Origin of the sequence: Syntrophomonas sp. UBA1041, assembly GCF_002316705.1 — a bacterium.
GTDB lineage: Bacteria > Bacillota > Syntrophomonadia > Syntrophomonadales > Syntrophomonadaceae > DTU019.
In genome coordinates this window covers 1205-1743 of record NZ_DCEA01000042.1, presented here as the reverse complement: position 1 = coordinate 1743, position 539 = coordinate 1205, and the positions used below count along the sequence as shown (strand labels likewise).

Genomic DNA, 539 nt, shown 5'->3' with positions numbered 1-539 from the left:
TATTCAAAGATCCTTATATTGTCGCCTCGGGCCAGCTCCCCGTGTTAAAGCGAGCTTTTCAGGGAGAAACGGTCTTTTTCCCGGATATCAAAGTGCCTTTGGAAGATATTGCGGAGCGATACGGAGTAGAGGACTTCGATATAGAGGCCGTATACCAGGATATTACGGTTTTCCCTATTCTGGACGGCGAAAAACGGGTGATCTATGTCGCGGCATTTTTAATCAACAGGAGGGTTTATCGCGGCAAGGATGAAATTGAAAAGGCAAAAGAATACATAGAAATCCACTGGCTGGAAAGGTTTGACTTGAACGAAACGGCAAGGGCGGCCTGCCTCAGCAAAGCCCATTTCACAAAGCTGTTCAAGAAGCATACCGGTGTAACGCCTCATGAGTATTATACCAATTATAAAATCAGTAAATTGAAGGAGAAGCTGCTGGATGCCAACCTTTCCATCGCCCAAGCCTTTGCCGCCTGCAACATGGACTATAACGGCCATTCCGCCCGAGTATTTAAAAATAAAACCGGACTTTCCCCTTCT

The 539-nt window shown here is 46.2% G+C and carries 1 protein-coding gene; it reads left to right on the top strand.

Annotation, left to right across the window (positions count from 1 at the left end):
• Positions 1-41: 41 nt before the first annotated feature.
• Positions 42-539 (top strand): helix-turn-helix transcriptional regulator (locus B2633_RS06890; protein ID WP_483169886.1); only part of this gene is annotated, 498 nt, incomplete at its 3' end.